At 70.1% G+C, this 22,634-nt stretch carries 18 protein-coding genes; 6 read left to right on the forward strand and 12 right to left on the reverse strand.

Annotated elements, in window-relative coordinates:
* Positions 1–4 precede the first annotated feature (4 nt).
* From FS845_RS00615 to FS845_RS00625, 3 genes are all read right to left on the reverse strand, one after another.
* A complete protein-coding gene (locus FS845_RS00615) occupies positions 5–1,705 on the reverse strand; it encodes an NAD+ synthase (RefSeq protein WP_144629899.1) in 1,701 nt (566 codons plus the stop codon).
* The gene (pncB, locus tag FS845_RS00620; RefSeq protein ID WP_144629901.1) at positions 1,702–2,895 is read right to left on the reverse strand and encodes a nicotinate phosphoribosyltransferase; all 1,194 of its coding nucleotides are present in this window, start codon (positions 2,893–2,895) and stop codon (positions 1,702–1,704) included. Before pncB ends, FS845_RS00615 begins: the two co-directional genes overlap by 4 nt.
* A gap of 129 nt (positions 2,896–3,024) precedes the next feature.
* The gene (locus tag FS845_RS00625) at positions 3,025–3,888 is read right to left on the reverse strand and encodes a cysteine hydrolase (protein WP_144629903.1); all 864 of its coding nucleotides are present in this window, start codon (positions 3,886–3,888) and stop codon (positions 3,025–3,027) included.
* 129 nt (positions 3,889–4,017) lie between these two features.
* On the opposite strand from FS845_RS00625, the gene FS845_RS00630 reads away from it, so the two are divergent.
* Positions 4,018–4,755, forward strand: a complete 738-nt coding sequence (locus FS845_RS00630) for an NUDIX hydrolase (RefSeq protein ID WP_144629905.1) — start codon at positions 4,018–4,020, stop codon at positions 4,753–4,755.
* 91 nt (positions 4,756–4,846) lie between these two features.
* Here the strand turns inward: FS845_RS00630 and FS845_RS00635 are convergent, their stop codons facing one another.
* From FS845_RS00635 to FS845_RS00645, 3 genes are read right to left on the reverse strand one after another with little or no spacing between them, the layout of a single operon-like run.
* Positions 4,847–6,319, reverse strand: coding sequence for an efflux transporter outer membrane subunit (locus tag FS845_RS00635; RefSeq protein ID WP_144629907.1), 1,473 nt, complete (start codon positions 6,317–6,319; stop codon positions 4,847–4,849).
* A 3-nt stretch (positions 6,320–6,322) separates the two neighbouring features.
* Positions 6,323–9,496 carry an efflux RND transporter permease subunit gene (locus tag FS845_RS00640; protein WP_144629909.1) on the reverse strand — a complete coding sequence of 1,058 codons (3,174 nt, stop codon included), beginning with the start codon at positions 9,494–9,496 and terminating at the stop codon, positions 6,323–6,325.
* 28 nt (positions 9,497–9,524) lie between these two features.
* Positions 9,525–10,661 carry an efflux RND transporter periplasmic adaptor subunit gene (locus FS845_RS00645; RefSeq protein WP_144629911.1) on the reverse strand — a complete coding sequence of 379 codons (1,137 nt, stop codon included), beginning with the start codon at positions 10,659–10,661 and terminating at the stop codon, positions 9,525–9,527.
* 135 nt (positions 10,662–10,796) lie between these two features.
* Here FS845_RS00645 and FS845_RS00650 point away from each other — a divergent pair, with 135 nt between their 5' ends.
* The 3 genes from FS845_RS00650 (at position 10,797) to FS845_RS00660 (ending at position 13,515) form a co-directional block, all read left to right on the forward strand.
* Complete coding sequence (locus tag FS845_RS00650; protein WP_144629913.1) at positions 10,797–11,411, forward strand: TetR/AcrR family transcriptional regulator; 615 nt, start codon at positions 10,797–10,799, stop codon at positions 11,409–11,411.
* Between the two features lie 93 nt (positions 11,412–11,504).
* Positions 11,505–12,017 carry a hypothetical protein gene (locus FS845_RS00655; RefSeq protein WP_144629916.1) on the forward strand — a complete coding sequence of 171 codons (513 nt, stop codon included), beginning with the start codon at positions 11,505–11,507 and terminating at the stop codon, positions 12,015–12,017.
* 76 nt (positions 12,018–12,093) lie between these two features.
* Positions 12,094–13,515 carry a PepSY-associated TM helix domain-containing protein gene (locus FS845_RS00660; RefSeq protein ID WP_144629918.1) on the forward strand — a complete coding sequence of 474 codons (1,422 nt, stop codon included), beginning with the start codon at positions 12,094–12,096 and terminating at the stop codon, positions 13,513–13,515.
* Positions 13,516–13,522: 7 nt separating this feature from the next.
* Here the strand turns inward: FS845_RS00660 and FS845_RS00665 are convergent, their stop codons facing one another.
* Together FS845_RS00665 and FS845_RS00670 are read right to left on the reverse strand one after the other, a co-directional pair.
* Positions 13,523–15,010, reverse strand: a complete 1,488-nt coding sequence (locus tag FS845_RS00665; protein WP_144629920.1) for a M81 family metallopeptidase — start codon at positions 15,008–15,010, stop codon at positions 13,523–13,525.
* Positions 15,007–15,978, reverse strand: coding sequence for a Bug family tripartite tricarboxylate transporter substrate binding protein (locus tag FS845_RS00670; protein ID WP_144629922.1), 972 nt, complete (start codon positions 15,976–15,978; stop codon positions 15,007–15,009). Before FS845_RS00670 ends, FS845_RS00665 begins: the two co-directional genes overlap by 4 nt.
* Before the next feature lie 152 nt (positions 15,979–16,130).
* On the opposite strand from FS845_RS00670, the gene FS845_RS00675 reads away from it, so the two are divergent.
* Together FS845_RS00675 and FS845_RS00680 are read left to right on the forward strand one after the other, a co-directional pair.
* The gene (locus FS845_RS00675; RefSeq protein ID WP_144629924.1) at positions 16,131–17,477 is read left to right on the forward strand and encodes an aspartate aminotransferase family protein; all 1,347 of its coding nucleotides are present in this window, start codon (positions 16,131–16,133) and stop codon (positions 17,475–17,477) included.
* Between the two features lie 34 nt (positions 17,478–17,511).
* On the forward strand, positions 17,512–18,390 hold the full coding sequence (locus tag FS845_RS00680; protein WP_144629927.1) for a MurR/RpiR family transcriptional regulator: 879 nt from the start codon (positions 17,512–17,514) through the stop codon (positions 18,388–18,390).
* A gap of 15 nt (positions 18,391–18,405) precedes the next feature.
* Here the strand turns inward: FS845_RS00680 and FS845_RS00685 are convergent, their stop codons facing one another.
* The 4 genes from FS845_RS00685 to FS845_RS00700 all read right to left on the reverse strand — a co-directional run bounded on the left by FS845_RS00685 (position 18,406) and on the right by FS845_RS00700 (position 22,601).
* Positions 18,406–19,704 carry an NAD(P)/FAD-dependent oxidoreductase gene (locus tag FS845_RS00685; RefSeq protein ID WP_144629928.1) on the reverse strand — a complete coding sequence of 433 codons (1,299 nt, stop codon included), beginning with the start codon at positions 19,702–19,704 and terminating at the stop codon, positions 18,406–18,408.
* Positions 19,705–19,752: 48 nt separating this feature from the next.
* Positions 19,753–20,691, reverse strand: a complete 939-nt coding sequence (locus tag FS845_RS00690; RefSeq protein WP_144629930.1) for a 2-hydroxyacid dehydrogenase — start codon at positions 20,689–20,691, stop codon at positions 19,753–19,755.
* Positions 20,692–20,695: 4 nt separating this feature from the next.
* Positions 20,696–21,469: an SDR family NAD(P)-dependent oxidoreductase gene (locus tag FS845_RS00695; RefSeq protein WP_144629932.1), complete on the reverse strand. Its 774-nt coding sequence runs from the start codon at positions 21,467–21,469 to the stop codon at positions 20,696–20,698.
* Between the two features lie 64 nt (positions 21,470–21,533).
* Positions 21,534–22,601, reverse strand: coding sequence for an ABC transporter substrate-binding protein (locus FS845_RS00700; protein WP_144629934.1), 1,068 nt, complete (start codon positions 22,599–22,601; stop codon positions 21,534–21,536).
* Positions 22,602–22,634: the final 33 nt, after the last annotated feature.

Raw genomic sequence — 22,634 nt, forward strand, 5'->3', positions numbered from 1 at the left:
CGTGTCAGTCGTACTTGGCGGCGATGGGCATCTGGCGGCCGGCGCCGAAGGCCTTGGCGCGCACGCGGATCATGGGCGGCGACTGGCGGCGCTTGTATTCGTTGCGCGCCACCATGCGGCGTACGCGGTCGATCAGCGTCCTGCCGTCGGGCGTGCCGCGCAGATGCTCGACGAAGTCGCGCGCCTGCCGGTATTCGTCGGGCGCCAGACGTTCGGCCTCGACGACGAAGCGCAGGATCTCGTCCAGCACCTCATACGGAGGCAGGCTGTCGGTGTCCTTCTGGCCGGGCGCGAGTTCGGCCGAGGGCGGCTTCTCGATGATGGCGGCGGGGATCAATTCGCGCCCCGCGGTCTCGTTCAGGTGGCGCGACAGCGCGAACACCTCGGTCTTGTACAGGTCGCCCAAGAGACCCAGCCCGCCGTTGGTGTCCCCGTACAGCGTGCAGTAGCCCACGGACAGCTCCGACTTGTTGCCGGTGGTCAGCAGCAGGTGGCCGAAGGTGTTGGAGTATTCCATCAGGATGGTGCCGCGGATGCGCGCCTGCAGGTTCTCCAGCGGCAGGCCCTGCAGCGGATGCCCGAAGCTGGCCTCGAACTGCCGCGCATAGACCTCCACCGTCTCGGCAATCGGATGCGTGTACAGCGCGATGCCCAGGTTGCGGCACAGCGTGACCGAGTCGTCCACCGAGCCCGAAGACGAATACTTCGAGGGCATGGTGACGGCGGCCACGTTGTCGGCGCCCATGGCCTGGACGGCCAACGCCAGGGTCAGCGCGCTGTCGATGCCGCCCGACGAGCCCACCACCACCTGACGGAAGCCGCAGCGCCGCGCGTAGTCGCGCAGGCCCAGCACGATCTGCGCGCGGTAGAAGGCCATGGTGGCCAGGCCCTGCGGGTCGACGCGCCGCGGCGCGCCGCCCTGCGCGGTCAGGAAGCGGCCGCCGTCGAAGCGCAGCGTGGCCACGTCCTCGTCGAAGCGATGCGTCTCGAACACCACGCCCTCGCTGGGCTGCACGGCGAACGAGGCGCCGTCATAGACGATCTGGTCCTGGCCGCCGACCTGGTTCACGTACAGCAGCGGCAGGCCATGCTGCGCGCTGGCCTCGGTGAACACCTTGTGGCGCAGTTCGCGCTTGCCGATCTCGGAGGGGCTGGCGTTGATGGACACCACGAAGTCGGGCGACGCTTCCTGCAGGCGGCGGAAAGGGTTGAGCTCGTAGTCGGCGCCGAGATCGTTCCAGCCGTCCTCGCAGATCAGGAAGCCGACACGCGCATCGCCGATCTGCAGCACGGGCGCGATGTCGGGACCGGGCTCGAAGTGGCGGCGCTCGTCGAAGATGTTGTAGGTGGGCAGCAGTTGCTTGGCATAGCTTAGCAGCACCTCGCCGTCGCGCAGCACCAGCAGGCCGTTGTGCCACTTCTTGCCAGGCCGGGTATGCGCGATGGGCGCGCCCACCACCCAGGCCAGGCCGGGCAGTTCGCGCGAGGCCTCGCGCAGCGCCTGCAGGCCCGCCTCGACCTTGGCCTTGAAGGGGGTGTCGTCCAGCATGTCGCCGGGGTAGTAGCCGGTCAGCGACAATTCGGAGAACACCACCATCTGCGAGCCCTCCTGCGCGGCGCGGCGCGCCGCCCGGGTCATGCAGTCGACGTTGCCGGCGACGTCGCCGACCGTGTAGTTCAGTTGGGCCAGTGTCAGCGTGATCATGCAGGGCTCCCGACGTGGAATACCTGGCGCAGGTAGGCCAGGAAGGTTTCATCGTTGCACAGTGTCTTGCCCGGGGTGTCCGACAGCTTGGCCACCGACTGCCCGTTGGCCGCGGTGAGCTTCATCACGATGTTCAGCGGGGTCAGGCCCACGTCGTTGCTCAGGTGCGTGCCGATGCCGAAGCCCAGTTGCGTGCGGTCGCCGAACTGCCGGTACAGCGCCAGGGCGCGCGACACGTCCAGTCCATCCGAGAATACCAGCCGCTTGGCGTGCGCATCGACCCGCAGCCGGGCGTAGTGCGCCAGCGCCTTCTCGCCCCATTCGCCAGGATCGCCGGAATCGTGGCGCAGGCCGTCGAACAGCTTGGCGAAATACAGGTCGAAGTCGGCCAGGAAGGCATCCATGCCCACCACGTCGGTCAGCGCGATGCCCAGGTCGCCGCGGTATTCCTGCACCCACTCTTCCAGCGCGGTCTTCTGGAAGTCGCGAAGCCGCACGCCCAGCGCCTGGAAGGTCTGCAGGTACTCGTGCGCCATCGTGCCGATGGGCACGAGGTCCAGGTCCTTGGCCAGCAGCACGTTGGACGTGCCCTTGAAGTATCGGGGCAGTTCGGCCCGCAGCCGCGCCACCACCTGCCGCTGCCACGCGCCGCTGTAGCGGCGCCGCAGCCCGAAGTCGAAGAACTCGAACGGGTGGGCGCGCGGCGCCTCCTGCGCGAAGGCCTGAAGCTGCGCGATCTTGGCATCCAGCCGGCGCGTGCCTTCGGCGATGGCCTCCTGCTGATCGAAGCGGCGGAAGTACAGTTCGTTGACGATGGCCAGCACCGGGATCTCGAAGCCCATGATGTGCACCTGCGGACCGCGCGCCACGATGCGCAGGTCGTCGCCGTCGGTGCGCACGTCGATGAAGGCGCGCTGGTAGCGGAAGATGCGCAGGAAGTCGATGAAGTCCGACTTGATGTAGCGCAGGCCGCCGAGATAGGCCAGTTCGTCGGGCTGCAAGGACAGGCTGCACAGGTGATCGAGCTCGCGCCGGACGTCCTGCGCCAGCTCGGCCAGCGGATAGGCCGGGCGGTTGCGGCACACGAAGGTGTATTCCGCCTGCGTGGCCGGGTGCCGGTGCAGCATGGCCTGCCACATGGTGAACTTGTACAGGTCGGTATCCAGCAGGCTTTGGATGACGGGTTGCATGGTGGTGCTCCTTGTTCTTTTTGCGGCTGCGGCGTGGGGGCCTTTGCCGCCGGGCCGTCCCAAGGCAAAGACGGCCCCCTCCGGGGGCAGCAAGCCGAAGGCGCGGCGCGGGGGCCTTTTTTCCCCCCTTCAGGCGATGCCGCGCAGCTGCGCCAGGATGTCGGCGCTGCCCGCGATCCGCACGCCGCGGGCCCGCATGTCGGCCAGGAAGCCTTCGGCCTGGGCCTCGAAGCCGCGCACGGGGCTCATGCAGTCGGACAACAGCACGAGCCGTTCCGGGCGGCCGCCGGGCAGGTGATCGACCAGGTCCTGCACGGTGGCGCGCACGCAGTGGCTGCTGGCTTCACCCACGACCAGCAAGGTGTCGGCGGCATCCAGGCGGGCCAGCAGCGCGCGGTTGAGCTGCGTGCCGGCATCGGCGTCGTCGGGCACCTCGGCCTGCAGGGCGCTGTAATGCTCGGTCCAGGGGTTGATGCCCTTGTTCACGTACTCCACGGGCTGCAGGCCGGCCTCTTCCCAGGCAGTGCAGGCGGCCTGCACCGCGGCGTGCACGTTGTGGCCCCAGCTGCCCACCTGGCAGTGCACCGGCCACACCATCAGCGTGTAGCGGCCCCGTGCCTCCAGGGCATCCACGTAGGCCAGGGCGCGCGGCAGGGCGGCGGGATCGCGCGGCTGGCAGCGGCCGGCGCGCAGGTCCGCCGCGGTGATGGCGGTGAAGGGCGCGACGGGCGAGCCGTCCGGCTGCCGCCAGAACGCGGGATGCGCGATGTCCACGCGATGGTGCGTGTCCAGCGTGACGGTGATGGCCGACAGGACGCCCTGGCCGGCGCGCACGATCTCGGCCACGCGCAGCATGTCGGCGTGCGCGCCGGCCACGGGCAGGCTGGGCGCCATGACGTTGCCGCTGGCGGGCTCGGGCGGTTGCCATGCCAGGGGGAGGTCGCAGAAGTCGTTCTGCGGATCGATGATCAGAAGCTGGATGTTGGCGGTCATGCGTGTCTCCGTCTGCGTCGATGGACCCACTGTACGCTTGTTAGATTAATTGTGCAACTAAGTTGGGAGCCGTGACACGCCTGGCCCGCATTGCTACTCTTGTTCGTTGCTCGATTGAACAAACTGTCCATGACCCCAGCGTCCAAGCCCGCCGATTCCGCCAAGTCCGCCGCCAAGTCCGCCGCCAAGCCCGCCGCTGCGCACGCCATCATCTGCACCGTGGACGTGGTCCTGCTGACGCTGCGGGAGGGGGCGCTGCACGTGGTGCTGCTGGAACGCCGGGCCGATCCGTACGCCGGCATGCCGGCCCTGCCCGGCGGCTACATCCGCCCGCGCGAAGACGCCACCGCCTGGGATGCCGCGGCGCGCATGCTGCGCGAGAAGACCGGCATCGTCAGTCCATACCTGGAGCAGCTGGCCACGTATTCCGGCGAAAGGCGCGATCCGCGCGGCTGGTCGCTGTCGGTGGTGTACTACGCGCTGGTGCCGGCCGAGCTGCTGCCGGAGTGTGGCAAGGGCCTGTCGGTGGCACCCGTGGCGGACCTGCCCGATCTGCCGTTCGACCACGCCGAGATCGTAGGGCTGGCCGTGTCGCGGGTGCGCGCCAAGAGCCAGTATTCGTCGCTGCCCGTGTATCTGTGCGGCGAACGCATGACGCTGCCGCAATTGCAGGCCGTCTACGAGGCCGTGTTGGGCGAGTCCATCAACAAGGTCAGCTTTCGCCGCAAGGTGGAAGAGCTGGGCATGCTGGAACCCGTCGAAGGCGAGCTGGTGACCGGCGCCGCGCACCGGCCCGCGCAGGTGTATCGGCTGCGCGAGGCGTTCCGGCGCGAGCTGTCGCTGGTGCAGCGGGGCCTGAACGCCTGACGGGCGCCATCCACCAGGCGCGCGTGCAGCGTGCGATGGCACGTCCCATTCGAAGCGATCGCGGCGGCGGCTCCATCGGCGCCGCTCGCTGTCACTTGCCGTTATCCACAGCCTCGTCCGCCGCGGGCCCGCCGCCCATCGCATGGAACAGCGCCGCCGTGTCGTTCATGCGGTCGGTGGCATAGCGCACCTCGCGCAGCCGCGCCTGCAGGAAATGCTGTTCGGCCGCGCGGCCTTGGTAGCCGGGCAGCGCGCCCAGCGAGACGCGCCGGGCCGTGTTGGCGTACGAGGTCTCGGCGGCCTGGCGCGCGCGTTCGGCGGCGGCAAGGGCTTCGTTGTCGGCTTCCAGCGCGGCCAGTGTGTCCGCCACGTTGCGGAACGCCGCCAGCACGGTCTGCTTGTACTGCTCGCCCGCCGCCTCGTAGGAACGCTGCGCGGCACGGCGTTGCGCCAGCAGCGCACCTCCGTGGAATATCGGCTGCGTGAGCGACGCGCCCAGGCTCCAGATCGAGCCGGTGCCGGCGGCCAGCGCATCCGACCAGTTGAATCCGCCGCGTCCCAGCGAGGCCGAGATCGACAGGCTGGGCAGCAATTGCGCGGTGGCCGCGCCGATGTCGGCCGCCGCCGCGCGGAAGGTCGCGTCCGCGGCCTGGATGTCGGGCCGGTGGGCCAGCAGCGTGGAGGGCACGCTGACGGGCACGCGGTCCGGTACGCGCAGGCTGGCATGGTCCAGGTCGGGCGGCGCCCGGTCGGGCGTGCGGCCCAGCAGCACGGCCAGCGCATGCCGCATGGCTCGCCACTGGCTGCGCAGGCCCGGCAGGCTGGCTTCCACGTCCGCGGCGTTCTGGTCCGCGTCCAGGGCTTCTTGCTGAGATGCCGAGCCCAGCTCGAAGCGGCGCTGCGCATCGCGCGCCACCTCGCGCGCCAGCACGGCCTGCCGCTGCGTCAGGTCGACCTGCACGCGCAAGGCCGCGGCGTTGATGGCGCCGGTGACGATGTTCGACGCCAGCGCGCGCCGCGCGGCCTCCAGCTCGTAGGCCTGCTGGTTGACGCGTTCGGCCAGCGAAGCGTTGGCATAGCGAGCCGCGCCGAACAGGTCGAAGGTGTATTGCGCGCGCAACTGGCCGACGAAGGTGTTGTACAGCGCGGTGGGCGGCTCGATGCCGGGCATGGTCAGCGCGCGCTGCCGGTCGGTCTGCGCGCCGGCGTCCAGCGTGGGGAACAGCGATTCGCCGACCTGCGCGCGCAGCTGCTCGCGCGCCGCGGCCAGCCGCTTGCCGGCGGCCGCCAGGTCGGGGCTGTTTGCCAGGCCCTCGGCCACCAGCGCGTCGAGCTGCGGCGATCCGTAGCGCGTCCACCAATCGGCGACCGGCGGGGCGCCGGCCTCGAATCGCTGCGCCACGCCCTGCGCGGCGGCGGTCTGCGCGGGCGTGGCGGCCACGCCGTACTGCGCGGGTTGGGGCGTCTGCGGCGGCGTGCCGTCCGGACCGAGCGCGCAGGCGCCCAGCGCCAGGGACAGCAGGGCAGGAAGGCCGGCGCGCGCCAGGCGGTTCAGTGCGTGCATGGTTCAGGCTCCTTCCCGCAGGTGGCCGGCATCGGCGCCCGGAGGCACGCCCGCGGGTTCGTTGCGCTCGTCGTTGCGCACGCGGAACCACGCGGCATACAGGGCCGGCAGGAAGAACAGGGTGAGGACGGTGGCGCTGGTGATGCCGCCCATCAGCGCGGTGGCCATGGGGCCGAAGAAGTTGCTGCGCAACAGCGGGATCAGCGCCAGCACGGCGGCGGCGGCCGTGAGCGTGATGGGCCGGAAACGCCGCGCCGTGGCGCCCACGATGGCGTCCACGCGCGGCGCGCCGCCCGCGATGTCCTGCTCGATCTGGTCCACCAGGATCACCGAGTTGCGCATGATGATGCCGAACATGGCGATCACGCCCAGCATGGCGACGAAGCCGAACGGCTTGTCGAACAGCAGCAGGGCCACCACCACGCCGATCAGTCCCAGCGGCGCGGTCAGCACCACCATCATCACGCGCGAGAAGCTCTGCAGCTGGATCATCAGCAGCGTCAGCACCACGATGGCCATCAATGGCATCTGGTCGTTGATGGACGACTGGCCCTTCTGGCTTTCCTCGACGGAGCCGCCGATCTGGATGCGGTAGCCCACCGGCAGTTCCGCGCGCAGCTGGGAGATGCCGGCGTCGATGGCGTGGGTGACGTCGATGCCCTGGGCGCTGCCCGTCACGTCGGCCTGCACGGTGATGGTGGGCTGGCGGTCGCGCTCCCACACCACCGCGTATTCCAGCGCGCTGCGCACGCTGCCCAGGCTGCCCAGCGGCACCGGGCCGTTGGGCGTGGGGATGGACAGCGAGGCCAGCCGGGCGGGATCGACGCGGTCCTCGGGGGCGGCGCGCAGGTCCACGCTGATCAGCTGGTCGCGTTCACGGTATTGCGTGACCGTGGTGCCCGTCAGCGTCATGGCCAGGAAGTCGGAGACGTCGGTCGACGTGATGCCCACCGCGCGCGCCTTGTTCTGGTCGATCTCGAATCGCACCGAGCGCTGCGAAGGCTCGTCCCAATCGAATTGCACGTTGGTGGTGCGGCCGTCGTCGCGGATCCGGCCGGCCAGTTTCTCGGCAATGCCGCGCACGGTGCCGATGTCGTCGCCGCTGACGCGGAACTGCACCGGAAAGCCGACCGGCGGCCCGTTCTCCAGGCGCGACATGCGCGTGCGCACGGCCGGGAACTGCTCGCGCAGCACCGGGCCCAGCCATTGCGCCAGCTTGTCGCGTTCCTCCACCGACTTGGCGGTGAGGATGAACTGCGCGAAATTGGACTGCGGCAGTTTCTGGTCCAGCGGCAGGTAGAAGCGCGGCGCGCCCGTGCCCACGAAGCTGACCATGTGGTCGATCTCGGGCCGGCCATGCAGGGCCTTTTCCAGGCGCTCGACCTGCTGCTTGGTGGCGGTGATGGACGCGCCTTCCTGCAGGCTCAGGTCCACCAGCAGTTCGGGCCGGTCGGAGTTCGGGAAGAACTGCTGCGGCACCAGGCTGAACGCGGCCAGCGCGCCCGTGAACAGCAGCACCGTGAAGCCCAGCACCCAGTAACGGCGCCGCACGCAGGCGGCCACCCAGGTGCGCAGGCGGCGGTAGAAGCGCGTGTCGTAGATGTCGTGTTCGTGGTCGTGCGGCAGGTGCGCTTCGCGCTTGCGCTCGGGCAGCAGGCGGTATCCCAGCAGCGGAATCAGCACCACCGCGGCGAACCACGAGGCGATCAGCGCGATGGCCGACACCTGGAAAATGGAGCGCGTGTATTCGCCCGTGCCCGACTTGGCCAGCGCGATGGGCAGGAAGCCCGCCACGGTGACCAGCGTGCCCGTCAGCATGGGAAAGGCCGTGCTGGTATAGGCGTAGGCCGCCGCCCGCGTGCGGTTCCAACCTTGCTCCAGCTTCACCGCCATCATCTCGACCGCGATGATGGCGTCGTCGACCAGCAGGCCCAGCGCCAGCACGAGCGTGCCCAGCGAGACCTTGTGCAGGCCGATGTCGAACATCGACATGAACAACGCCGTCACTGCCAGCACGATGGGAATGGAGATGACCACCACGATGCCCGTGCGCACGCCCAGCGACACCAGGCTGACCAGCAGCACGATGCCGACGGCCTCGGCCACGGCTTCCAGGAACTCGTCGACCGAGCGCGACACCGCCTCGGGCATGTTGGAGACCTGCGTCAGCGACAGGCCCGCGGGCAGGTGGCCGCGCAGCTCGGCGGTGCGCGCGTCCAGCGCGCGGCCCAGCTTCACGACGTCTTCGCCGGGCTGCATGGTGATGCCGATGCCCAGCACCGGCTTGCCGCCGGCGCGCATCTCGGATTCCTGGGGATCGAGATAGCCGCGCTTGATGGTCGCGATGTCGCCCAGCCGCACCGAGCGGCCGTTGATGGGAATCAGCGTCTCGGCCAGCGCCTGCGCGTTGCCCAGCTGGCCGCTGGGGCGCACGAAGACGCGGTCGTTGGCGGTGGTCATGACGCCGCCCGAGGCCACGCCGTTCTGCGCGTCGATGGCGCGGCCGATGACCTCCGGCGACACGCCCAGGCGCGCCAGCTGCGCGTTGGGAATCTCGATGTAGATGCGTTCCTGCTGCTCGCCGAAGTAGTCGACCTTGGCCACGCCGGGCACGCGCAGCAGCACGGTGCGCAACGCATCGGCGTAGTCGCGCAGTTGCGCGGGCGAGAAGCCGTCGCCTTCCAGCGTGTAGATGTTGGTGTAGACGTCGCCGAATTCGTCGTTGAAGAACGGGCCCTGCACGCCGCGCGGCAGCATGCCCTGGATGTCGCCCACCTTCTTGCGGATCTGGTACCACTGCTCGGCCACTTCGGCGGCAGGCGCGGAGTCCTTCATCGTGTAGAACACCAGCGACTCGCCGGGCCGCGAATAGCTGCGCATGAAGTCGGTGTTGGGCGTTTCCTGCAGCTTGCGGGCAATGCGGTCGGTGACCTGCAGCTGCACCTGCTGCGCCGTGGCGCCCGGCCAGAAGGTGCGGATCACCATGACGCGGAAGGTGAAGGGCGGGTCTTCGGACTGGGCCAGGCGCGAGTAGGACATCACGCCGAACAGCGTGGCCAGCGCGATCAGGAAGACGACCAGCGGCTGGTGGCGCAGCGCCCAGGCCGAGAGATTGAAGCGGCCTTCTTCGGAGTGGCCGTGGGCCACCGCGGCGGCCTGCTCTTGCGGGGTGCTCATGCGCGCGTCCTCGCGAGGGGGAACTTTCTCATGACGCGAAATCCTCGGGATGCAGCGGCGGCACGGGTCGCACTTTCTCGCCGGCCGAGACCGTGTGCACGCCCTGCCAAACGATGCGTTCGTCCTTCGCGATGCCGGCGGACACGGTGATGGTGCGTTCGTTGAAGCGCTGCACCGTGACGCGGCGCAGTTCCAGCACGTCCTCGCCCGGTTTGACCACCCAGACCGCGGGTTCGGGGCCGTCGTGGAACAGGGCGGTGGAAGGCAGCGTGTAGGTGGCCGCGCCGCTCGGGGCCTGGTCCAGCGCGATGCTGGCCGTCATGCCCAGGCGCGCATCGGCGCCGGCATCGTGCAGCGTGAAGCGGGCGCGGAAGGTGCGGGTCTGCGGGTCTGCGGCGGGCGCCAGCTCGCGCAGCGTGGCCTGCAGCGTACGGCCGGGGGCGGCCGGCAGCGTGACGGCGGCGCGCTGCCCGACGGCCAGGCCCGCCAGCACGTTCTCGGGCACGTCGCAGGTGACGTCCACGTCGCCCGCCCAGGCCAGGCTGTAGACGGCATCGCCCGCAGCGACGTTCTGGCCGGTGTCGGCGCGCTCGGCGGTGACGACGCCGGCATGGTCGGCAACCAGGGTGGTGTAGCTGAGCTGGTCCTTGGCCAGCGCGGCCTGCTGGGCGGCGCTGTCGCGCTGGGCCAGGGCCGAGGCGTAGGCGTTCTGCGTCTGCTCGAGCTGGCTGGCGGCGATCAGTTGCTCGCGGGCCTGGGCGCGGTCGCGGGCCAGTTGCTGGCGCGCGTACTCCAGCTGATGCTGCGCCGCGGACAGCTGCGACTGCGCCGCGGCCGCGTTCTTGGTGGCGTCGGCTGGATCCAGCCGCGCCACGGCCTGTCCGGCTTTCACTGCATCGCCCAGGCGCACCTTGCGTTCGATGATCTTGCCGCCGACGCGGAACGACAACTGCGTGCTGTATCGCGACTCGACCTGGCCGGGCAGCGTGATGCGCGGCGCCCTGGCGTCGGGTTGCGCGGGCATGGCGACCACGGGCCGCGGCACGGGCGGCGGGGCCTCGCCCTTGCCGCAGCCGCCCAGCGCCCCGAGGCACAGCAGCAGCGCGGCGGCGCGCGCAGGAGAAATCGGCGAACGCGCGAAAGGGCGCGGACCAGGAGCAGGCATGAAAACCTCGGCGCGGGATGAGGCGGCGCCGATATTGCGGCACCGCGGCGGACTGCGATGGAGCGAATTCTAATTCGACTGTGTATTCAAATACAACTATGAATCTGAAATCGGTCCGAGTGCTACACTGCCGCGATGGAAAAAGTCCGACTGACGCGCGAGCAGAGCCGCCACCAGACGCGCCAGCGCCTGTTGGACGCGGCGCAGCGCCTGTTCGTCGCCAAGGGCTACGGCGCCAGCAGCGTCGAGGACATCGCGGAAGAAGCCGGCTATACGCGCGGCGCGTTCTATTCGAATTTCGGCGGCAAGTCCGAAATGCTGATGGAACTGCTGCGCCGTGACCACGAGGCCCACACCAGCGAAATGCAGGCCATCTTCGACGGCGAAACCACGCGCGAGCAGCTGGAATCCCGCATCGTGGCCTTCTACAGCCAGCTGTACCAGAACGACGACTGTTTCCTGCTGTGGGTCGAGGCCAAGCTGCAGGCGGCCCGCGATCCCCAGTTCCGCGACGCCTTCCTCGCCTTCACGCGCGAGCAGCGCGCCGCGGTGGCCGACTATGCGCGGCAGTTCATGCAGCGCACCGGCGCCTCGCTGGGCATGACGCCCGAAGAGCTTGCGCTGGGCCTGGTGGCCCTATGCGACGGCATCAAGTTCAGCCACACCTTCGATCCGCAGGAAGTCACCGATGCGCTGACCGAGGCGGTGCTGGGCGGATTCTTCCGGCGCGTGGTGTTCGGGCGGGCATAGATCTTGCGGAGGGCTCGCACGCCTGAAGCGGGAATCGATTGATGCGAACCGGGCGGGCATGGTCCGCATGCGCCGCCGCTTAGAATGCCCCGAATGTTCCACTTCCCTCGCACCTCTACGACACATCGGCCGAGCCTGTCGCTGCTCGGCCTGCTGTTGTTCGCGCTGACGCTGCGCGCGCTGGTGCCGGTGGGGTACATGCCCGATGCGCAGGCCCTGCGCGAGGGTCGCCTGGCGCTGGCGTTCTGCGCGGCGGCGGGCGGCCTGCCGCTGGCACCGCGCGTCCCGATGTCGATGGGCGGGATGCATGCGGGGATGGATCATGCGGACATGACGGACACGGCCGGCGCGGGCGCGATGGCGTCCATGGCGCATGGCCACCCGGATCACGGTCCCGGGCATTCCGGCAGCGCGGCAGGGCAGGAATGCCCCTTCGGGCTGATCGCGCATCAGGCGCTGGATTCCTCGGCCGTTACGTTGGCCGTGGCGGCGCTGCCGGCCACGCGCCGCGCGCCGCCGCCGCCCGCCGCCGACAGTCCGGCCCCGCCCATGCCGGCGGCCGGTCCGCCGCTGGGGCCGCGCGCCCCGCCGCACGGTCTTGGATGACACGTACGGGTGCGCGCCGATGCGCGCACGAAGGCCGCGCACGATCGTGCGGCGCTCGTTGTTCTCCGAGATTCCCATGTCTACCCACACCCTGGATACTGGCGCGCGTCCGCGCGCCCGGGCCGCGGCCGGCAGCCCCTTACTGGCGCTGGTCACCCGCCTGCATTTCTACATCGGACTGTTCGTCGGTCCCTTCATCCTGGTGGCCGCGGTCACCGGCACGCTGTTCGTCCTGACGCCCCAGATCGAGAACTGGCTGTACGCCGACCAGCTGCGCACCGAAAGCGCAGGGCAGGCCCAGCCGCTGGCGCGCCAGGTCGAGGCCGCGCAGGCGCGCATCGGCGCCGGGCCGCGCCTGTTCGCGGTGCGGCCCGCGCCGCGTCCCGGCGACACCACGCGCGTGATGTTCTCGCAGCCCGGCCTGGGCGATTCCGAGAGCCGCGCCCTGTTCGTCGACCCGGTCACGCTGGACGTCCGGGGCGACATGATCGTCTACGGCACCAGCGGCTCGCTGCCGTTTCGCACCACGCTGGACTATCTGCACCGCAACCTGATGCTGGGCGAGCTTGGCCGCAACTACAGCGAACTGGCGGCGTCGTGGACCTGGATCGCCTCGCTGGGCGGCCTGGCGCTGTGGTTCGTCTCGCGGCAACGCAATGGCGCCGCCGCGGCCGCGCGCAGCCCGCGCCTGCGGACGCGGCGCTGGCATACGCTGCTGGGCCTTTGGCTGGCGGTGGGATTGCTGTTCCTGTCGGCCACCGGCCTGACCTGGTCGAACTGGGCGGGCGCGCGCGTGGACCAGCTGCGCGCGCAGCTGGGCTGGATCACCCCGTCGGTGTCGATGGCGGTGGCGGCCCCCGGCGGCACTGCCATGCCCATGGGCGGCGAGCACGCCGATCATCACGGCATGCACGCCTCCAGCGCCGCGCCCGCGCCCACGGCCGCGGTCGCGCAGGATTTCGACCGCGTGCTCGAATCCGCGCGCCGGGGCGGCATCGACGCCAGCGAACTGGAGATCCGCCCGCCGCGCGCGGCCGACCAGGGCTGGATGGTCCGCGAAGTCGATCGGTCCTGGCCCACGCAGGTCGACACCGTCGTCATCGACCCCGCCTCGCATGCCATCACCAGCCGGGCCGACTTCGCCACCTTTCCCCTGATCGCCAAGCTGATCCGCTGGGGCGTGGACATGCACATGGGCATCCTGTTCGGCTGGCCCAACCAGCTGCTGATGGCGGCCATCGGCACGGCGCTTTCCGCGATGGTCGTGCTGGGCTACCGCATGTGGTGGCTGCGGCGGCCCGTTGCGGGCACCGGCGCCCTGACGCTGACCCAGGCGTGGCTGGGCCTGTCCGGCGGGCTGCGCGCCGTGGTGGCGACCGTCGCCGTGGTGCTGGGCTGGTGCCTGCCCGTGATGGGCGTCAGCCTGCTGGCGTTCCTGGCGGTGGACGTGGTGCGCAGCCTGTGGAGAGGCGAGCGCGCGCAGGCGCGTCCCGCGTGAGGCGCCGCTACGGATAGCCCGCCGCGATGTGCGGATTGCGGAACGGCAACTGCGACAGGTCCTGGCAGGCGGGGCCCGGCGCATCGCAATCGATGATCTCCGCGCAACGGTCGGCGAAAGCCGCGCGGAAATGGTTCTTCGCCTTCACGCACAGCAGCCGCAGCGCGTCCAGGTCGATGCCGTGCAAGGCGTAGAGCGCCGGGTCGTCCAGCGCCACCACGCGCTCGGTGACGATGACGCGCACCGAGGGCTGGTCCAGCAGCTTCAGCACCGCGCTGCGCCCGCACTGTCTTTCGACGCCGGTCTGCATCGGTCCGCTGTTGCGGAAGATGCCGTTGGTCAGACGCTCCACGCTGACGCGAGCGGCCACGCCCGGGCCGAAATGCGGGCCATGGCGTCCGCCGAGAACCACGTCCAGCGTGCCGCCCTGGCCGGCCGCCACGGCGGCCTGCACGACGTCGGGCGCCGCGAAGCCCGCGTACAGGCTCGGAACCTGCGGCCTGGCATCCAGCAGCGCACGGAACAGCCCCGGCGTGTCCGACGCGCCGCCGGACATCGGATTGTCCCCCGAGTCGGTCACGGCGAGCAGCCCCGGCGCTTCACTGTGCAACGCGCGCGACACCGCGTCCGCCGGCGTGGGCAGCTGCAGGCGGAACTGGCCGGCCAGGTCGTGGACCCGATCCATGACGCGCCGCGCGGCGGCGGCCGCGGCATCGCCTTCCGGGTCCTGCGCGGCATCGCTGGATACCATTACCGACGCCCCGGTCCAGGCGGTGTCGGAATACGGAAACCCGCCGAATACGGAGACCTCCAGCACGGGACCGGTCGTCGCCGTGCGCGCGGCGGCTTCGAGTTCGTGCATCGGGCCCGCGGCGGTGCGCATGTTGATGCTGGGCAGCACCACGCGTTCGTTCAGCAGCACGCGGCGCGTGCGCAGGCCCTGTTCGACGCAGCGGACCAGGCCATCCAGCACGCGCTGGGCGGTCTCGTCCATGTCGACGTGCGGGTGCGTGCGATAGACGCTGGCCACGTCCAGCAGCGCGGCCCAGTCGGCCGGCATGTTTCCGTGCAGATCGAAACTGGCGCCCAGCGGCACCTCGGGCAGCTGCGCGCGCACCATTCGCGCGATGTCCAGTTCGGGCGTCTCGCGATGGCGCGTGATGGCCGCGCCGTGCAGCGACAGGTACACCGCATCCCACGGGCCGTCCGCCAGGCCCTGCCGCAGGTCGGCGGTGTAGCGCTGCAGCACCGCCTCGTCGATGGGGCCGCCGGGCAGGGCGGATGCGCAACGCAGCACCACGACGTCCCAATCGGGACGCGTATCGGCGAACCGCGCCACCGCGCCGAGCTCGGTGGCGGTGCCGCGCATGGCCTCCAGCGCCTGCGCGCCGCTGCGCCATTCGTACTGTTCGAAGTGGGCGAAGGTGGTCGGCGCCGGGCAGAAGGCATTGCCCTCGAACCAGAACCGCGCCACCGCCAGGCGTTTGCGCGTCATTTCACCTTGTCCTTGATGTCGGCCAGGAGCTTGCCGAAGCGGGCCTGCTCGGCCTGCAGGTGCTGCGCCAGCTGCTGAGGCGGGCCGCCGACGGGAATGGCGCCCAGTTCGCGAAACTTGGCCTGGGTGGCGGGCTCTTTCTCGAACGCGTCGATGACGGCGCTGATGCGTTCGGCGACCGGACGCGGCGTGCCGGCCGGCGCGACGACCACGAACCAGGAGTTCAGCACGTAGCCGGGCACGGTGTCCTTCACCGGGCGCACGCCCGGCAGCACGTCCAGTTCGTGCTCGCTGGCCACGCCCAGCGCCACTTCCTTGCCCGCGCGCACGTAGCCCAGCGAGGTGGGCACGTTGTCGCCGACCAGCTGGATGTGGCCCGCGATGAGATCGGCGGCGGCCTGCGCGCCGCCCTTGAACGGCACGTGCTCGATCTGCACGCCCGTCAGCTGTTTCAGCAGCTCCAGCTGGATGTGGCCCGTGCTGCCCACGCCGGGCGACCCCCAGTTGAGCTTGCCCGGCTGGGCGCGGGCCCTGTCGATGAGATCCTTCATGGTTTTCAGGCCGGTGCCGGGATAGGCCAGGATCACGTTCGGCACGTCCGCCACGTACGACACCGCCGTGAAATCCTTGGCGGGATCGAAGCTCATGTCCTGGTAGATGTGCGGATTGATGGCCAGCGGTCCCGGCGTGCCCAGAAGCAGGGTGTAGCCGTCCGGCGCGGCACGTGCCACCAGGCCCGCCCCGATGTTGGCGCCGGCGCCGGGCTTGTTCTCCACCACCACCGTCTGCTTCAGTCCCTTGGACAGGCCCTCGGCCACCAGGCGCGCCAGCAGGTCGGTGGTGCCGCCCGCACCGAAAGGCACGATCAACGTGATGGGGCGCGTCGGCCAGTCATCGGCCGCGGCGGCCGGGCCGGCGGCCGCCAGCAGCGCCGCCAGCGCGGTGCCGGCCAGGAGGTTGCGGCGCATCCGCCGCGTGGAGTGTTTGCCGTGCCGTGCCATGTTTTCCGCCTTGAGGGATGACGTCATTGAGATAAAAATGAACATATGATCTATATTCATCTAAAATAGATCATATGTTCCGCCGCTCCGGCCGGTCAAGTTCCTGAGGGTCTCCTGGAATCGCCATGACGCACATCATTCACCGCAATCCCCGCAAGACGCTGGCTACAGTCGTGGGGGGAGAGGGCAGCTTCCTGATCGACCAGGATGGCAAGCGGTACTACGACGGGTCCGGCGGCGCGGCGGTGTCGTGCCTGGGCCACGTCCATCCCGAAGTGGTCGAGGCCGTGGTGGCGCAGGTGCGCAAGCTGGAATACGCGCACACCAGCTTCTTCACCAACGAGCCGGCCGAACGGCTGGCCGACTTCCTGGCGCGCCGCTCCCCGTCCGGATTGTCGAATGTCTATTTCCTGTCGAGCGGTTCCGAGGCGGTGGAAACGGCGCTGAAGATGGCGCGGCAATACCACGTCGAGCGCGGCCAGCCGCAGCGCCGCCACACCATCGCGCGGCTGCAGAGCTATCACGGCAATACGCTGGGCGCGCTGGGCATAGGCGGGCATCGCGGCCGGCGCGCGCTGTTCCAGCCCCTGCTGGTGCCCACGCGGCACGTGTCGCCGTGCTTCGCCCATCACTACAAGCAGGCGGGCGAGTCCGACGACGACTACGGCACGCGCCTGGCGCGCGAACTCGAGGACACCATCCTGGAGCTGGGCGCGGATTCGGTATCCGCCTTCATCGCCGAGACGGTCGGCGGGGCCACGGCGGGCGCCGTGTGTGCGGTGCCGGGCTATTTCCGCAAGATCCGCGAGGTATGCGACCGCCATGGTGTGCTGCTGGTCCTGGACGAAGTCATGAGCGGGCTGGGCCGCACCGGGCATTACCACGCGTTCGAGGCCGAACAGGTCGTGCCCGACCTGCTGTGCCTGGCCAAGGGACTGGGCGGCGGCTACCAGCCGATCGCTGCCGTGGTCGCGCACGACCGGGTCGTCCAGGCGTACGCGGCGGGCTCCGGGGCCTTCCAGCACGGGCATACGTACGTGGGCCATCCGGTGGCGTGCGCGGCGGCGCTGGCGGTGCAGACCGTGGTGGAGCGCGACGGGCTGGTGCAGCGTTCCGCCGACCTGGGCGCCTATCTGCAGCAGCGGCTGCGCGAGCGCTTCGGCGAGCACCCGCACGTGGGCGACGTGCGCGGCCGCGGCCTGTTCCAGGCACTGGAGTTCGTGGCGGATCGCAAGGCCGGCAAGACGTTCGCGCCGCGTGCCCAGTTGCATGCGCGCATCAAGGACGAGGCGCTGGCGCGCGGCCTGCTGTGCTATTCGGGCGGGGGCACCATCGACGGCGAGCGCGGCGACCACGTCCTGCTGGCGCCGCCGTACGTGACCACCGAAGCGGAACTTGACGCGGCGCTGGACTGCCTGGCGCAGGCGGTGGAAGCGGCGATCGGCCAGGCACGAGCCTTAGAATGAGCGCTTTTCCACGTTCCCGCCTCCAGGAAGTCCGATGGACAAGCGCAGCCTCGACAAGCTGATCGAAGCCCAGTATTCCAGCCTGCCCGCCACGCTGCAGCGCGCCGCGCGCCATGCGGTAGACCACCCGAAAGACATCGCGCTGCATTCCATGCGCACCGTGGCGGCCAACGCGGGCTTGCAGGCCAGCGCCATGCACCGCCTGGCCCGTCAGCTGGGATTCGACGGCTACGAGGCGATGCGGGCCGTCTACCGTGAATGGCTGGCGCAGGGCGCGGGTTCATTTTCCGACCGCGCCACGGATCTGCAGCGCCGCGGTGCCGGCCGGCAGGCGGAGCCGTTGCTGCGCGACCTGCTGGATGCCGACGGCCGCAACCTGTCGCGGATGACGGAGCCCGCCGTGCTGCACGGGCTCGAGGCCGCGCGCGACGTGCTGGCCGATGCGCGCCGCATCTACGTCGTCGGGCTGCGCAGCCTGTTTCCCGCCGCGTTCTATTTCAACTACGCGTGCGGCATGTTCCAGCAGAACACGACGCTGCTGACCGGCATGGGCGGCATCTTCGCGGACGAGTTGCGCGGCGCCGGCCGCGAGGACGCCATGGTGGTGTTCAGCTACGAGCCCTATGCGCGCGACACCATCTCGGCCGTGGCGCATGCGCGCGAGCTGGGCGTGCGCATCGTCAGCGTGACCGACAGCACGGTGTCGCCCATCGCGGCCCAGGCCCGTGCGTTGATCGTCGTGCCCAACGCCACGCCGTCGCTGTTCCCGTCGGTCGTGCCCGCCCTGGCCGTGGCGCAGGCCCTGGCGGCCCTGCTGCTGGCGGGCGCCGGCAAGGCCGGGCTGCGCGAGGTGGCGCGCAGCGAGGCGCAGCTGCGGCAGTTCTCGGTGTACCAGGACGGCCGGCCAGGCTGACCGCGGCCGTGCCCTTCAGCCGAACCGCTCCAGCCTGAACGGCGTCGGATCCACTACCGGCGTGTCGTTCATCACCATCTGCGCCGTCAGCAGGCCCGCGCCGGGCCCCAGCCCGAAGCCGTGCCCGGAAAATCCCGTCGAGACGAACAGCCCCGGTATGGACGCGGCCGGCCCGATGATGGGCACGGCGTCGGGCGTGACGTCTATCATGCCGGCCCACGTCTGGATCAGCTTCGCGTTTCTGAACACCGGGAACGCCTGCACCAGATTGGCGAGGCCCTCGCGCACCGTGGCCTCGGACGGCCTGGGATCCAGGATGCGCTCGCGCTCGAACGGCGATATCTCGTCCAGCTGCCAGGTCCGGGGTGTCTGCCATTCCTTGATGAAATGGTTGCCCACGTTCAGCCGCAGTTCCCTGCGGTTGCGCGCGAAGCTCGACCAGTACTGGCGGAACAGGCGGAAGTTGTCGGGCGCCAGCGGGACCATCGTGCGGTTGCGCAGCGAGATGGTGTAGGTGCCGTCCAGCCGGCGGCGATACGAGAAGTTGTCGCCGCCCACCGGCATGTCGGTAGGTCCGTCGACGGCGGATACGCGGCCCACGCTGCCCAGCACCTTCAGCTGCGGCAGCGAGATTCCCAGCGTGCGCGCGAACAGCCGCGACCACGCGCCGCCGGCCAGCACGACGGTCGCGCAGCGGATCTCGCCGCGCTCCGTCACCACGCCGGCGACCCGACCGCCTTCCTGGATCAGCCCGCGCACCGCGCAGCCCGTCAGGATGCGTGCGCCGGCCGCCTGCGCAGCGCGCGCGATGGCGGGCGTGGCCAGCGCGGGCTCGGCGCGGCCGTCGCTGGCCGTGTACATGCCACCCATGAATTCCGCGGACGCGCCGGGCACCTGGCGCGCCAGGTCGCGCTTGTCCAGCAGGCGGGTGTCCACGCCGAACTGGTTGGCCTCGGCGTGCGCCGCCTGGTACAGCGTTTCCTCGCGCGTCGAACGGTAGACGTAGGCGATGCCGGTCTGGCGGAATCCCGTCTCGACGCCCTGCGCCTGGAAGTCGCGCCACAGCTGCTGGCTGGCGATGCTCAGCGGGATCTCGGCGACGTCGCGGCCCATCTGGCGCACCCAGCCCCAGTTGCGCGAAGACTGTTCGGCGCCGATCAAGCCCTTCTCGCAGACGACGACGCGCACATTCTTGCGGCTCAGGTACAACGCCGCGCAGATCCCCACGATGCCGCCGCCGATGATGACGACGTCAGTGTGCGCCGGGGGCGTCTGCGCCTGCAGCGAGATGGGGTCGGGAATGATGCGGCTCATGGCTATCCTAGGAGGGCAAGGCGGTGTTCGGTGTTTCGGGGGCGCCGTTCAATAGCCGCGCTGCCGGTCGTAGAGCTGCGGCAACGGCAGGCCGCGCTCCCAGCGCTGCATCATCTCGACGGCCTTTTGCGCGCGTTCGCGCCGGCTGGGCGTGGATCCGTAATGCGGGGTGACGATGACGGCGGGGTGCCGCCACAGCGGCGACTCCTGCGGCAGGGGCTCCACGTCGAACACGTCCAGCACCGCGCCGTCCAGGTGGCCGCTGTCCAGCGCGGCCAGCAGGTCCGGCACGGCCAGGTGGTCGCCGCGGCCCACGTTGATCACGCTTGCGCCGCGCGGCAGGCGGGCGAACGTGTCGGCGTTCAGGATGCCGCGGGTGGTGTCTGTGGACGGCAGCAGGCACACCAGCACGTCGGTGCGCGACAGGAAGGCAGGCAGCTCGTCGGGGCCGGCATAGGCCTGCACGCCCGGCAGGTCAGCCCGGCGGCGCGACCAGCCCGCCACCCGGAAGCCGATCTCCGCCAGCCGCCGCGCGGTATGCGCGCCCAGTTGGCCCAGCCCCATCACGCCCACCCGCACCTCGGCGATGCGCGGCGGCGCGTCCAGCACCCGCCAGCGCCGCTCGGCCTGGTCCAGCGCCATGCGGCGCGCCTGGCGCATCAGCATCAGCGCGGCGGTCAGCACGTATTCCGCCATCACGCCGGCCGTGCTGTCGGTGATCATGCGGGCGATGGGCAGCCGCGGCGGCAGTTGCGGATCGGCGAGAATGCCGTCCACGCCGGCGCCCGCGCTGATGACCAGCTTCAGGTCGGGCAGGGCGGCCAGCCGGCCGGCCTCCGGCGCCCAGACCAGCGCATAGGCGATGCCCGCCGGATCGCGCTGCGCATCGTCCCAGCCGACCACCTCGATGGTCGGATCGCACGCCTGGAAGCCCTCGCGCCATTCGTCCAGCGCCGCGGGCCCGCCCGAGTTGACCGTGATGCGCATGGGATCACACCGTGTAGTTCAGTGCCAGCCGGCCGCCGTCGACGTACAGGGTCTCGCCCGTGATGTAGCTGGACGCGTCGCTCAGCAGATAGGCGACGGCGTCGGCCACTTCCTCGGGTTCGCCCAGGCGGCGCATGGGCGTACGGCTCATGATGCGGTTGCGGCTGGCCTCGTCGGCCATGACGGCGCTCTTGGCCAGCTCGGTGGCGATGGTGCCCGGCGCCACCGCGTTGACGCGCACGCCGTGGTCGATCAGGGCCAGCGCCATCACGCGCGTCAGCTGGGCGATGCCGCCCTTGCTGGCGTTGTACGAGGCGATGGTGGGGATCGCCGTCACGGCGTTGACCGAGCTCATGTGCACGATGGCGCCGCCGCCGTGCTGGACCATCGCGCGCGCCACTGCCTGGCCGACCAGGAAGGCCCCTTTCAGGTTGACGCCGATGACGAGGTCCCAGTCGGCCTCGGTGATGTCCAGGAACGGCGCGGGGCGCACGATGCCCGCGTTGTTCACCAACTGGTCGACGCGGTCGAAGCAGGCCAGCGTGGTCGCCAGCGCGGCGTCCACGGCGGCCTTGCTGCTGACGTCGCACGCCACGAACAGGGCGGCGTCGCCCAGTTCGCGCGCCAGCGCCTGGCCGTTTTCGCGATCGACGTCCCAGATGGCCACCGAGGCGCCGGCCTGCGCCAGGCGCCGCGCGCAGGCCGCGCCGATGCCTTGCGCGCCGCCGGTGACGACGGCGACCTTGCCCTGGAAATCGAAACGTGTGGTGCTGTTCATGCGGGTGCCTCGCTGATGGAAAAGCCGGACGCGACGGGTCCGGCGCGATCGATGGACCGATGGATCAACGTTCCACCGTGCGGTTCCAGCGCGCGTTGAAGGCCGGCCGCGTGGCGTTGATGTCGTCCCAGTCCAGGATCTTGGCATTCTCCATGTAGCCCTGCACCTGCTTGAGCAGCGCCGCGTTCTGCTCGTCCGGCTGCACCTTGCGGTTGGACGGGAAGTGGCCGCCGTATTGCAGCGCGGCCGACTGCGCCTCGGCCGACAGCAGGTAGTGCGCCAACTTCTGCGACAGCTCGGGCTCGGTATTTTTGGCGATCACGCATTCGCCCACCATCAGGATCACCGAGCCCTCCTTGGGCTGCGCGTATTCCACGGGAATGTCGCGCTTCTTCAGGCGTGCGATGGCGGTGGGGGTAAGCGGAAAGATGGCGGCCTCGCCGCCCTGGATCATCTCGGCCAGCTTGGCCGAGTTGGGGATGTACTCGAGGACGTTGGGGCCGATGGTGCCGGGCCACTTCCTGAAGCCCGGCTCGGTGTTCTTGTCGTCGCCGCCTTCGATGCGGTTGTACATGAGGAAGGCGTGCAGGCCGAAGGTGCTGCCCGCGGCCGACTGGAACACGACCTTGCCCTTGTACTTGGGATCGGCGAGGTCCATCCACGAGGTGGGCGGCGCCCAGCCCTTGTCCTTGAAGATCTTCGTGTTGTAGCCCAGGCCGGTCATGCCCACGTCGATGCCGGCCGCCATGCGGTCTTTCATCACCGCGGTGGGGTACAGTTCCTTGAACACCGGGCCGTCCGCCATCTGCTGGCACAGTCCCATCGAGATGGCGCGCGCCATCACGCCATCGTCCAGGAACATCAGGTGCATCTGGGGGTTGTCCTTGTAGGCCTGCGCCTTGGCCAGGACGTCGGTGGAGGTCCCGGGCACCACCACGATCTTCACGTCGTTGGCCTTCTCGAACGCCGGGAACACGTGCTGCGTGAATGCGCGCTCCATGTCGCCGCCGTTCATGCCCACGTACAGCGTCTTCTGCTGCGCCTGTGCGCTGGCCACCGCGCCCGCGAGCGCCAGCGCGCCGGCCATCCACTTCACCAGATGGGCGCGCGCGCCCCGTTTCCGTTCGGTCATGTCCTGCTCCAGCATTGCTCACGAAGGCTATCG

This window comes from Bordetella genomosp. 13 (genome assembly GCF_007679965.1).
Classification (GTDB): Bacteria; Pseudomonadota; Gammaproteobacteria; order Burkholderiales; family Burkholderiaceae_B; genus Bordetella.

What these genes read in the sequence shown, in the direction of transcription:
- FS845_RS00695 (WP_144629932.1), bottom strand. Translation starts at nt 21,469, where the DNA reads ATGAACAGCACCACACGTTTCGATTTCCAGGGCAAGGTCGCCGTCGTC.
- FS845_RS00650 (WP_144629913.1), top strand. Translation starts at nt 10,797, where the DNA reads ATGGAAAAAGTCCGACTGACGCGCGAGCAGAGCCGCCACCAGACGCGC.
- FS845_RS00655 (WP_144629916.1), top strand. Translation starts at nt 11,505, where the DNA reads ATGTTCCACTTCCCTCGCACCTCTACGACACATCGGCCGAGCCTGTCG.
- FS845_RS00660 (WP_144629918.1), top strand. Translation starts at nt 12,094, where the DNA reads ATGTCTACCCACACCCTGGATACTGGCGCGCGTCCGCGCGCCCGGGCC.
- FS845_RS00690 (WP_144629930.1), bottom strand. Translation starts at nt 20,691, where the DNA reads ATGCGCATCACGGTCAACTCGGGCGGGCCCGCGGCGCTGGACGAATGG.
- FS845_RS00680 (WP_144629927.1), top strand. Translation starts at nt 17,512, where the DNA reads ATGGACAAGCGCAGCCTCGACAAGCTGATCGAAGCCCAGTATTCCAGC.
- FS845_RS00645 (WP_144629911.1), bottom strand. Translation starts at nt 10,661, where the DNA reads ATGCCTGCTCCTGGTCCGCGCCCTTTCGCGCGTTCGCCGATTTCTCCT.
- FS845_RS00630 (WP_144629905.1), top strand. Translation starts at nt 4,018, where the DNA reads ATGACCCCAGCGTCCAAGCCCGCCGATTCCGCCAAGTCCGCCGCCAAG.
- FS845_RS00665 (WP_144629920.1), bottom strand. Translation starts at nt 15,010, where the DNA reads ATGACGCGCAAACGCCTGGCGGTGGCGCGGTTCTGGTTCGAGGGCAAT.
- FS845_RS00685 (WP_144629928.1), bottom strand. Translation starts at nt 19,704, where the DNA reads ATGAGCCGCATCATTCCCGACCCCATCTCGCTGCAGGCGCAGACGCCC.
- pncB (WP_144629901.1), bottom strand. Translation starts at nt 2,895, where the DNA reads ATGCAACCCGTCATCCAAAGCCTGCTGGATACCGACCTGTACAAGTTC.
- FS845_RS00640 (WP_144629909.1), bottom strand. Translation starts at nt 9,496, where the DNA reads ATGAGCACCCCGCAAGAGCAGGCCGCCGCGGTGGCCCACGGCCACTCC.
- FS845_RS00700 (WP_144629934.1), bottom strand. Translation starts at nt 22,601, where the DNA reads ATGACCGAACGGAAACGGGGCGCGCGCGCCCATCTGGTGAAGTGGATG.
- FS845_RS00670 (WP_144629922.1), bottom strand. Translation starts at nt 15,978, where the DNA reads ATGCGCCGCAACCTCCTGGCCGGCACCGCGCTGGCGGCGCTGCTGGCG.
- FS845_RS00625 (WP_144629903.1), bottom strand. Translation starts at nt 3,888, where the DNA reads ATGACCGCCAACATCCAGCTTCTGATCATCGATCCGCAGAACGACTTC.
- FS845_RS00635 (WP_144629907.1), bottom strand. Translation starts at nt 6,319, where the DNA reads ATGCACGCACTGAACCGCCTGGCGCGCGCCGGCCTTCCTGCCCTGCTG.
- FS845_RS00615 (WP_144629899.1), bottom strand. Translation starts at nt 1,705, where the DNA reads ATGATCACGCTGACACTGGCCCAACTGAACTACACGGTCGGCGACGTC.